The organism is Streptomyces cinerochromogenes, from assembly GCF_014648635.1.
In the GTDB taxonomy this organism is placed as follows: Bacteria; Actinomycetota; Actinomycetes; order Streptomycetales; family Streptomycetaceae; genus Streptomyces; species Streptomyces cinerochromogenes.
In genome coordinates, this window is record NZ_BMRM01000006.1 from 225957 (window position 1) to 235228 (window position 9272).

The window sequence follows — 9272 nt, forward strand, 5'->3', positions numbered from 1 at the left end:
GCCATGGCATACGGGCAGAAGATCCTCAAGGGCGACGCCTACAAGCGCGCCGCGATCAAGCGCCGTCACATCCGGATCCGCAAGCGGATCTCCGGTACGTCGGAGCGCCCCCGTCTGGTCGTGACCCGCTCCAACCGCCACATCGTGGCGCAGGTGATCGACGACCTGAAGGGCCACACCCTGGCGTCGGCGTCCACCCTGGACGCGTCGATCCGCGGTGGCGAGGGCGACAAGTCCGCGCAGGCCAAGCAGGTCGGCGCCCTGGTCGCCGAGCGTGCCAAGGCCGCCGGTGTCGAGGCCGTCGTGTTCGACCGTGGTGGCAACCAGTACGCCGGGCGCATCGCCGCCCTGGCGGACGCCGCCCGCGAAGCCGGGCTCAAGTTCTGAGCCGCTTGTAGCTAGCGGAAAGAGAGAGGTAATCCAATGGCTGGACCCCAGCGCCGCGGAAGCGGTGCCGGTGGCGGCGAGCGGCGGGACCGGAAGGGCCGTGACGGCGGCGCTGCTGCCGCCGAGAAGACCGCGTACGTTGAGCGCGTCGTCGCGATCAACCGCGTCGCCAAGGTTGTGAAGGGTGGTCGTCGCTTCAGCTTCACCGCGCTGGTCGTGGTGGGCGACGGTGACGGCACCGTGGGTGTCGGTTACGGCAAGGCCAAGGAGGTGCCGGCCGCCATCGCCAAGGGTGTTGAGGAGGCCAAGAAGCACTTCTTCAAGGTCCCCCGGATCCAGGGCACCATCCCCCACCCCATCCAGGGTGAGAAGGCCGCCGGCGTCGTGCTGCTCAAGCCCGCGTCCCCGGGTACCGGTGTTATCGCCGGTGGTCCGGTGCGTGCCGTGCTCGAGTGCGCCGGCATCCACGACGTGCTGTCGAAGTCGCTCGGCTCCGACAACGCGATCAACATCGTGCACGCGACCGTGGAGGCCCTGAAGGGCCTGCAGCGTCCCGAGGAGATCGCGGCCCGCCGTGGTCTGCCCCTCGAGGACGTCGCTCCCGCGGCTCTGCTGCGTGCGCGTGCCGGGGCGGGTGCGTAATCATGGCGCAGCTCAAGATCACGCAGGTCAAGTCCTACATCGGCAGCAAGCAGAACCACCGTGACACCCTGCGGTCGCTTGGTCTCAAGGGGATCAACACCGTGGTCGTCAAGGAGGACCGCCCCGAGTTCCGCGGAATGGTGCACACCGTCCGCCACCTCGTGACGGTCGAGGAGGTCGACTGATCATGGCGGAGCAGAACCCGCTCAAGATCCACAACCTCCGTCCCGCCCCGGGCGCCAAGACCGCCAAGACCCGTGTGGGTCGTGGTGAGGCGTCGAAGGGTAAGACGGCCGGTCGTGGTACCAAGGGCACCAAGGCCCGCTACCAGGTTCCGGAGCGCTTCGAGGGCGGCCAGATGCCGCTGCACATGCGCCTCCCGAAGCTGAAGGGCTTCAAGAACCCGTTCAAGACCGAGTACCAGGTCGTGAACCTCGACAAGCTGGCCGCGCTCTACCCGGAGGGTGGCGAGGTCACCGTCGAGTCGCTGGTGGCCAAGGGTGCCGTTCGCAAGAACAGCCTCGTCAAGGTCCTCGGCCAGGGCGAGATCTCCGTGGCGCTGCAGGTGACGGTCGACGCCGTCTCCGGCTCCGCCAAGGAGAAGATCACCGCCGCCGGCGGTACGGTCACCGAGCTCGTCTGAGTCCTTCAGGCGACGCGTCGATGACGTAAACGATCCCGACCGGGGATACCTCACAATGAGGTATCCCCGGTTGGTCGTTCCTAGGGGGGCAGTGTCGCCGGTAAGGTGGCCTGCACTGTTCTTTTTCGTATTCGTCGAACCTCAGACCGTCACCCTTGACGCAGTTGCGCGGGGGTCGCAGGAGGCACCGTGCTCACCGCGTTCGCCCGGGCGTTCAGGACGCCCGACCTGCGCAAGAAGCTGCTCTTCACGCTGGGCATCATCGTGGTCTACCGGGTCGGTACCCACATCCCGATCCCCGGCGTGAACTACAAGGCAGTCCAGACCTGTGTGAACGAGGCGGGGGCCAACCAGGGCCTGTTCGGCCTCGTGAACATGTTCAGCGGTGGTGCGCTGCTGCAGATCACGGTCTTCGCGCTCGGCATCATGCCGTACATCACGGCCAGCATCATCCTTCAGCTGCTGACCGTGGTCATCCCGCGCCTGGAAGCCCTGAAGAAGGAGGGCCAGGCCGGCACGGCGAAGATCACGCAGTACACCCGCTACCTCACCGTGGCGCTCGCCATCCTGCAGGGCACCGGCCTGGTCGCCACCGCCCGCAGCGGCGCCCTCTTCAACGGCTGCTCGGTCGCCACGAGCATCGTCCCGGACCAGGCGATCTTCACCACGATCACCATGGTCATCTGCATGACCGCCGGTACGGCCGTCGTCATGTGGCTCGGTGAGCTGGTCACCGACCGCGGCATCGGCAACGGCATGTCGATCCTGATGTTCATCTCGATCGCCGCGACCTTCCCGTCCGCGCTGTGGGCCATCAAGAAGCAGGGCACGCTGGCCGGCGGCTGGATCGAGTTCGGCACCGTCATCGCGGTGGGCCTGGTCATGGTCGCGCTCGTCGTCTTCGTCGAGCAGGCCCAGCGGCGCATCCCGGTGCAGTACGCGAAGCGCATGATCGGGCGCCGGTCCTACGGCGGTACGTCCACGTACATCCCGCTCAAGGTGAACCAGGCGGGTGTGATTCCCGTCATCTTCGCCTCCTCGCTGCTCTACATCCCGGCGCTGATCGCGCAGTTCGCGGGGGGCAAGTCGGGCTGGAAGACCTGGATCGAGCAGAACCTCACCAAGGGCGACCACCCGATTTACATCGTTTCGTACTTCTTGCTCATCGTGTTCTTCGCGTTCTTCTACGTAGCCATCTCCTTCAACCCCGAGGAAGTGGCCGACAACATGAAGAAGTATGGTGGCTTCATCCCGGGCATCCGGGCTGGCCGACCGACCGCTGAGTACCTGAGCTACGTGCTCAACCGGATCACCTGGCCGGGTTCGCTGTATCTGGGTCTGATCGCTCTCGTACCGACAATGGCGTTGGTGGGCTTTGGGGCAAGCCAGAACTTCCCCTTCGGCGGGACCAGCATCCTCATCATCGTGGGTGTCGGCCTTGAGACGGTGAAGCAGATCGAGAGCCAGCTCCAGCAGCGCAATTACGAAGGGTTCCTCCGCTGATGCGTATCGTCCTCGTCGGGCCGCCGGGTGCCGGTAAGGGAACGCAAGCCGTCCGGCTCGCAGAGAAGCTGGCCATTCCGCACATCTCCACGGGCGACCTGTTCCGGGCCAACATCAGCCAGCAGACCGAGCTGGGCAAGCTCGCGAAGTCCTACATGGACGCCGGCAACCTCGTCCCGGACGAGGTGACGATCGCGATGGCCAAGGACCGCATGGAGCAGCCCGACGCGGAGAACGGCTTCCTGCTGGACGGCTTCCCGCGGAACGTCTCCCAGGCCCAGGCGCTGGACCAGCTGCTGCAGGACGAGGGCATCGCGCTGGACGCCGTCCTGGACCTGGAGGTCCCGGAGGACGAGGTCGTCAAGCGGATCGCCGGCCGGCGCATCTGCCGCAACGACTCCTCCCACGTCTTCCACGTGTCGTACAACGCGCCGAAGCAGGAGGGCGTGTGCGACGTCTGCGGCGGCGAGCTGTACCAGCGCGACGACGACCGCGAGGAGACCGTCCGCACGCGGCTGGAGGTCTACCACACGCAGACCGAGCCGATCATCGACTACTACAAGGCGCAGGGCCTGGTCGTGACGATCTCCGCCCTGGGCCCGGTGGCCGAGATCACCGAGCGGGCGCTGGAGGCTCTCAAGCGCGAGAAGGCCGGGAAGTAGCTCCCAGGCCCTCCGGCCGCGGTGCCCTGCCGGGCGCCGCGGCCGTACTGTTGTACAGGTACACCCAGTCGACGTGAGTGACGGAGAGCGCAGGCCCCCATGGTGCAGATCAAGACCCCCGAGCAGATCGCGAAGATGCGGGCGGCGGGCCTGGTCGTAGCCGCCATCCACGCGGCGACGCGAGAGGCCGCGGTGCCGGGCGCCACCACGAAGGACCTGGACGAGGTGGCCCGCAAGGTCCTCGCCGAGCACGGTGCGAAGTCGAACTTCCTGGGCTACGGCGGCTTTCCGGCCACCATCTGCACCTCCGTGAACGACGTGGTCGTGCACGGCATCCCCTCCGACGACGTCGTCCTCAAGGACGGTGACGTCATCTCCATCGACTGCGGCGCGGTCGTCGACGGCTGGCACGGCGACGCCGCCTACACGGCCTTCGTCGGCTCCGGTCACTCCCCGGAGCTGATCGAGCTGTCCCGGGTGACGGAGGAGTCGATGTGGGCCGGCATCGCGGCCATGAGGCAGGGCAACCGCCTGGTCGACGTCTCCCGGGCGATCGAGACGTACATCCGCCGCCAGCCCAAGCCCGGCGGCGGTCGCTACGGCATCATCGAGGACTACGGCGGCCACGGCATCGGCACCGAGATGCACATGGACCCCCACCTGCTGAACTACGTCGACCGCCGCCGCGGCAAGGGCCCCAAGCTGGTCCCGGGCTTCTGCCTCGCGATCGAGCCGATGGTCTCCCTGGGCACGCCGAGGACCGAGGTCCTCTCCGACGACTGGACGGTCATCACGACCGACGGCACCTGGTCCTCCCACTGGGAGCACTCGGTGGCGCTGACCGAGCAGGGGCCCCTGGTGCTCACCGCTCCCGACGGCGGCAAGGCGAAGCTCGCCGAGTACGGCATCACGGCGGCGCCGGACCCGCTGGCCTGACCGCGTCCCCGCCTTCCGTGCGGGGATGATCACCGTGCGCGCGGCCGCGGACGCGGCTCGCCCTCCCCGCACGACTGCCCGCTGCCGCCGCCACCCCGGGGCGCATAAGGATCACCGGCGTAGGGCAGACTCTCTCGATTCGCCTTTCCGGGTGCGCCGACGTAGACTGACTCGTCGGCTCTTGTGCACCCGCATGCCTGCATGCTCACGAACGGTGCACGGCAGAGTCGATCAAGGTAGTCGATTCGAAGGGCGAAGCGTGGCCAAGAAGCAAGGTGCCATCGAGATCGAGGGCACTGTCGTCGAGTCTCTGCCGAACGCCATGTTCAAGGTCGAGCTCCAGAACGGCCACCAGGTCCTGGCACACATCAGCGGCAAGATGCGTATGCACTACATCCGCATCCTCCCTGACGACCGGGTCGTGGTGGAGCTGTCTCCTTACGACCTGACGCGTGGCCGGATCGTCTACCGGTACAAGTAGATCTTGCCCGCGCCCCGGGCCCGCCCGGTGCGATGGCACTGACCCGGAGAACCTCACCCCATGAAGGTCAAGCCGAGCGTCAAGAAGATCTGCGACAAGTGCAGGGTGATCCGCCGTCACGGCCGGGTCATGGTCATCTGCGAGAACCCGCGCCACAAGCAGCGCCAGGGCTGACGCACGACCATCACCCTCTGCATCTCTATCGCAGAGTTTTCGCGCGACGCGAGCTGAATATGTTCATACGCAGAGCCCGAGCCATCCAGCTCGACACCCCCGGTTCGGAGGCCGGGGACCCGGTTCGTACCTAGTACGGCGGCCGGGAGCCGGCTTTGTGGAAGACCTCCGAAGATTCACCAGGAGCCATTGAATGGCACGCGTTTCCGGTGTCGACATCCCGCGCGACAAGCGCGTGGAGATCGCCCTCACCTACGTGTTCGGCATCGGCCGGACCCTCTCGAAGGAGACGCTGGCTGCGACCGGCGTCGACCCGAACACCCGCGTCCGTGACCTGACCGAAGAGCAGCTGGTCGCGATCCGCGAGTACGTCGACAACAACATCAAGACCGAGGGTGACCTCCGTCGCGAGATCCAGGCCGACATCCGCCGCAAGGTCGAGATCGGTACCTACCAGGGTCTCCGTCACCGTCGCGGTCTGCCCGTCCGCGGTCAGCGCACCAGCACCAACGCCCGCACCCGCAAGGGCCCGCGTCGCGCCATCGCCGGCAAGAAGAAGCCGGGCAAGAAGTAGTCCGCAGCGGACACCCTGTCCACGGTCTTCGCTGTAGGACCGACCACCTCCATAGGAGTTAGTAGATGCCCCCCAAGGGTCGTCAGGGCGCTGCCAAGAAGGTGCGCCGCAAGGAAAAGAAGAACGTCGCTCACGGCCACGCGCACATCAAGAGCACGTTCAACAACACGATCGTCTCGATCACGGACCCGTCCGGCAACGTGATCTCCTGGGCCTCCGCCGGCCACGTCGGCTTCAAGGGCTCCCGGAAGTCCACGCCGTTCGCCGCGCAGATGGCCGCCGAGTCGGCTGCCCGCCGCGCCCAGGAGCACGGCATGCGCAAGGTCGACGTGTTCGTCAAGGGCCCGGGCTCCGGTCGTGAGACCGCGATCCGCTCCCTGCAGGCCACGGGCCTCGAGGTCGGCTCCATCCAGGACGTCACCCCGACCCCGCACAACGGCTGCCGCCCGCCGAAGCGTCGTCGCGTCTGACGCCTCCCAAGGTCGCTGGGTGCGGGCGGTACGGCTCTTTCGGGCCGTACCGCCCGTACCCTTGCAGTACCCGCGCTTTTCCCGGGCGCGGTTTCCGTCGGACGTCAAATAGCGGGCGTCCACGAAAGAAGGATCTGATCCACCCATGCTGATCGCTCAGCGTCCCTCGTTGACCGAAGAGGTCGTCGACGAGTTCCGCTCCCGGTTCGTGATCGAGCCGCTGGAGCCGGGCTTCGGCTACACCCTCGGCAACTCCCTCCGCCGTACCCTCCTCTCCTCGATCCCCGGCGCTGCTGTCACCAGCATCCGGATCGACGGCGTGCTGCACGAGTTCACCACCGTGCCGGGCGTCAAGGAGGACGTCACCGACCTGATCCTCAACATCAAGCAGCTGGTCGTCTCCTCGGAGCACGACGAGCCGGTCGTGATGTACCTGCGCAAGCAGGGCCCGGGTCTGGTCACCGCCGCCGACATCGCGCCCCCGGCCGGTGTCGAGGTGCACAACCCCGACCTCGTCCTCGCCACGCTCAACGGCAAGGGCAAGCTGGAGATGGAGCTGACCGTCGAGCGCGGTCGCGGTTACGTCTCCGCCGTGCAGAACAAGCAGGTGGGCCAGGAGATCGGGCGTATCCCGGTCGACTCGATCTACTCGCCGGTTCTGAAGGTCACGTACAAGGTCGAGGCCACGCGTGTCGAGCAGCGCACCGACTTCGACAAGCTGATCGTCGACGTCGAGACCAAGCAGGCGATGCGTCCGCGTGACGCCATGGCCTCCGCGGGCAAGACGCTGGTCGAGCTGTTCGGTCTCGCCCGCGAGCTGAACATCGACGCCGAGGGCATCGACATGGGCCCGTCCCCGACGGACGCCGCCCTGGCCGCCGACCTCGCGCTGCCGATCGAGGAGCTGGAACTCACCGTCCGCTCCTACAACTGCCTCAAGCGTGAGGGCATCCACTCCGTGGGTGAACTGGTCGCGCGCTCCGAGGCCGACCTGCTGGACATCCGCAACTTCGGTGCGAAGTCCATCGACGAGGTCAAGGCGAAGCTGGCCGGCATGGGCCTGGCCCTCAAGGACAGCCCGCCCGGATTCGACCCGACCGCCGCCGCGGACGCGTTCGGTGCCGATGACGATGCTGACGCCGGTTTCGTGGAGACCGAGCAGTACTGAGTGCTCCGCGGGGAGGCCGTACTGCGTCTGCGGACCGGTCGTGGCCGGTCGCGCAGTTCCCCGCGCCCCTTCCAGGCCCCTTCGGGGGCCTGGATCTCCGACGGGCAACCGCTCGCTCGGATACTGACTCCGGTACCTGATACGGCCGGGGCAGACACACAGGAGAAGAACCATGCCGAAGCCCACCAAGGGTGCCCGTCTGGGCGGCAGTGCCGCGCACGAGAAGCTGCTCCTCGCGAACCTGGCGAAGAGCCTCTTCGAGCACGGCCGCATCACCACCACCGAGGCGAAGGCCCGCCGCCTGCGCCCGTACGCCGAGCGTCTGATCACCAAGGCGAAGAAGGGCGACCTTCACAACCGCCGTCAGGTGCTCCAGGTCATCACGGACAAGAGCATCGTCCACACGCTCTTCACCGAGATCGGCCCGCGCTACGAGAACCGTCCCGGTGGCTACACCCGCATCACCAAGATCGGTAACCGCCGTGGCGACAACGCGCCCATGGCCGTCATCGAGCTGGTCGAGGCGCTGACGGTGCAGCAGAACGCCGTGGGTGAGGCCGAGGCCGCCACCAAGCGTGCGGTCAAGGAGGCCGACGAGGCCAAGGCTGCCGAGACCACCGAGGCCCCGGCCGAGGAGGCCGCTGCCGAGGAGTCGAAGGACGCCTGAGGCTCCGCCTGACGCGGGAAGCGGGTCCGCCCTTCGGGGCGGGCCCGCTTTCCCGTTTTTCACGGGGCGCGGCCCTGAGAGGATTCCCACGTGAGTGACGAAGTACAGCCCGGTCACGTCCGGCTCCGGCTCGACCTCTCCTATGACGGCACCGCCTTCCACGGCTGGGCCAAGCAGGCCGGCGGGAAGCGGACCGTGCAGGGGGAGATCGAGGACGCCCTGCGGACGGTGACGCGGTCGCGGGAGACGTACGAGCTGACGGTCGCCGGCCGCACCGACGCCGGGGTGCACGCCCGGGGGCAGGTGGCGCACGTCGACCTGCCGGAGAGCGTGTGGCGCGAGCACCACGAGAAGCTGCTCAAGCGGCTCGCCGGCCGGCTGCCGAGGGACGTCCGGGTGTGGGCGCTGCGGGAGGCGCCGAGCGGATTCAACGCCCGGTTCTCGGCGGTCTGGCGGCGGTACGCGTACCGGGTCACCGACAACCCGGGCGGGGTGGACCCGCTGCTGCGGGGTCACGTCCTGTGGCACGACTGGCCGCTCGACGTGGACGCGATGAACGAGGCCGCCCGGGCGCTGCTCGGCGAGCACGACTTCGCGGCCTACTGCAAGAAGCGGGAGGGGGCGACCACGATCCGCACCCTCCAGGAGCTGAGCCTGGTCCGCGGTGACGACGGGATCATCACCGCGACCGTGCGGGCCGACGCCTTCTGCCACAACATGGTGCGCTCGCTGATCGGCGCGCTGCTGTTCGTCGGCGACGGGCACCGCGGGCCGGACTGGCCCGGGAAGGTGCTGGCCGCGGGCGTGCGGGACTCCGCCGTGCATGTCGTACGACCGCACGGGCTGACCCTGGAGGAGGTCGGTTACCCGGCCGACGAACTGCTCGCGGCGCGGAACAAGGAGGCGCGCAACAAGCGCTCGCTTCCCCGCGCCGCCGGCTGCGCGACCTGTTAGCTACCGCTTGG

Annotated in this window: 14 protein-coding genes; all 14 read left to right on the top strand. The window is 67.7% G+C overall.

The annotated features are described in order from the left end of the window. Positions 1–3 precede the first annotated feature (3 nt). On the top strand, positions 4–387 hold the full coding sequence (gene rplR / locus IEZ20_RS14230) for a 50S ribosomal protein L18 (RefSeq protein WP_189298183.1): 384 nt from the start codon (positions 4–6) through the stop codon (positions 385–387). A gap of 36 nt (positions 388–423) precedes the next feature. Then, a complete protein-coding gene (gene rpsE, locus IEZ20_RS14235) occupies positions 424–1029 on the top strand; it encodes a 30S ribosomal protein S5 (protein ID WP_019753099.1) in 606 nt (201 codons plus the stop codon). A gap of 2 nt (positions 1030–1031) precedes the next feature. After that, positions 1032–1214 (top strand): 50S ribosomal protein L30, encoded by a 183-nt coding sequence (gene rpmD / locus IEZ20_RS14240; protein ID WP_003998814.1) that lies wholly within the window; start codon positions 1032–1034, stop codon positions 1212–1214. A 2-nt stretch (positions 1215–1216) separates the two neighbouring features. Continuing rightward, positions 1217–1672, top strand: coding sequence for a 50S ribosomal protein L15 (gene rplO, locus IEZ20_RS14245; RefSeq protein WP_095748086.1), 456 nt, complete (start codon positions 1217–1219; stop codon positions 1670–1672). A gap of 189 nt (positions 1673–1861) precedes the next feature. After that, positions 1862–3175, top strand: a complete 1314-nt coding sequence (secY, locus tag IEZ20_RS14250; RefSeq protein ID WP_189298185.1) for a preprotein translocase subunit SecY — start codon at positions 1862–1864, stop codon at positions 3173–3175. Further along, positions 3175–3837, top strand: a complete 663-nt coding sequence (locus IEZ20_RS14255; RefSeq protein ID WP_189298187.1) for an adenylate kinase — start codon at positions 3175–3177, stop codon at positions 3835–3837. Before secY ends, IEZ20_RS14255 begins: the two co-directional genes overlap by 1 nt. A gap of 99 nt (positions 3838–3936) precedes the next feature. After that, positions 3937–4773, top strand: coding sequence for a type I methionyl aminopeptidase (gene map / locus IEZ20_RS14260; RefSeq protein WP_189298189.1), 837 nt, complete (start codon positions 3937–3939; stop codon positions 4771–4773). Positions 4774–5032: 259 nt separating this feature from the next. Then, positions 5033–5254 (top strand): translation initiation factor IF-1, encoded by a 222-nt coding sequence (infA, locus tag IEZ20_RS14265; protein WP_003948620.1) that lies wholly within the window; start codon positions 5033–5035, stop codon positions 5252–5254. Between the two features lie 60 nt (positions 5255–5314). Continuing rightward, complete coding sequence (gene rpmJ / locus IEZ20_RS14270) at positions 5315–5428, top strand: 50S ribosomal protein L36 (protein WP_003998809.1); 114 nt, start codon at positions 5315–5317, stop codon at positions 5426–5428. A 193-nt stretch (positions 5429–5621) separates the two neighbouring features. After that, positions 5622–6002 (top strand): 30S ribosomal protein S13, encoded by a 381-nt coding sequence (gene rpsM, locus IEZ20_RS14275; RefSeq protein WP_030641206.1) that lies wholly within the window; start codon positions 5622–5624, stop codon positions 6000–6002. Between the two features lie 65 nt (positions 6003–6067). After that, entirely contained in the window at positions 6068–6472 is a 405-nt protein-coding gene (gene rpsK / locus IEZ20_RS14280) for a 30S ribosomal protein S11 (RefSeq protein ID WP_003956432.1), read from the top strand. A 145-nt stretch (positions 6473–6617) separates the two neighbouring features. Beyond that, the gene (locus tag IEZ20_RS14285) at positions 6618–7640 is read left to right on the top strand and encodes a DNA-directed RNA polymerase subunit alpha (RefSeq protein WP_003966937.1); all 1023 of its coding nucleotides are present in this window, start codon (positions 6618–6620) and stop codon (positions 7638–7640) included. 172 nt (positions 7641–7812) lie between these two features. After that, entirely contained in the window at positions 7813–8307 is a 495-nt protein-coding gene (gene rplQ / locus IEZ20_RS14290) for a 50S ribosomal protein L17 (protein ID WP_189298190.1), read from the top strand. Between the two features lie 90 nt (positions 8308–8397). Continuing rightward, a complete protein-coding gene (truA, locus tag IEZ20_RS14295; RefSeq protein ID WP_189298192.1) occupies positions 8398–9261 on the top strand; it encodes a tRNA pseudouridine(38-40) synthase TruA in 864 nt (287 codons plus the stop codon). The last annotated feature ends 11 nt before the right edge of the window (positions 9262–9272 follow it).

What these genes read in the sequence shown, in the direction of transcription:
- rplR (WP_189298183.1), top strand. Translation starts at nt 4, where the DNA reads ATGGCATACGGGCAGAAGATCCTCAAGGGCGACGCCTACAAGCGCGCC.
- rplQ (WP_189298190.1), top strand. Translation starts at nt 7,813, where the DNA reads ATGCCGAAGCCCACCAAGGGTGCCCGTCTGGGCGGCAGTGCCGCGCAC.
- rpsK (WP_003956432.1), top strand. Translation starts at nt 6,068, where the DNA reads ATGCCCCCCAAGGGTCGTCAGGGCGCTGCCAAGAAGGTGCGCCGCAAG.
- IEZ20_RS14285 (WP_003966937.1), top strand. Translation starts at nt 6,618, where the DNA reads ATGCTGATCGCTCAGCGTCCCTCGTTGACCGAAGAGGTCGTCGACGAG.
- rpsE (WP_019753099.1), top strand. Translation starts at nt 424, where the DNA reads ATGGCTGGACCCCAGCGCCGCGGAAGCGGTGCCGGTGGCGGCGAGCGG.
- rpsM (WP_030641206.1), top strand. Translation starts at nt 5,622, where the DNA reads ATGGCACGCGTTTCCGGTGTCGACATCCCGCGCGACAAGCGCGTGGAG.
- map (WP_189298189.1), top strand. Translation starts at nt 3,937, where the DNA reads ATGGTGCAGATCAAGACCCCCGAGCAGATCGCGAAGATGCGGGCGGCG.
- IEZ20_RS14255 (WP_189298187.1), top strand. Translation starts at nt 3,175, where the DNA reads ATGCGTATCGTCCTCGTCGGGCCGCCGGGTGCCGGTAAGGGAACGCAA.
- rpmD (WP_003998814.1), top strand. Translation starts at nt 1,032, where the DNA reads ATGGCGCAGCTCAAGATCACGCAGGTCAAGTCCTACATCGGCAGCAAG.
- rpmJ (WP_003998809.1), top strand. Translation starts at nt 5,315, where the DNA reads ATGAAGGTCAAGCCGAGCGTCAAGAAGATCTGCGACAAGTGCAGGGTG.
- rplO (WP_095748086.1), top strand. Translation starts at nt 1,217, where the DNA reads ATGGCGGAGCAGAACCCGCTCAAGATCCACAACCTCCGTCCCGCCCCG.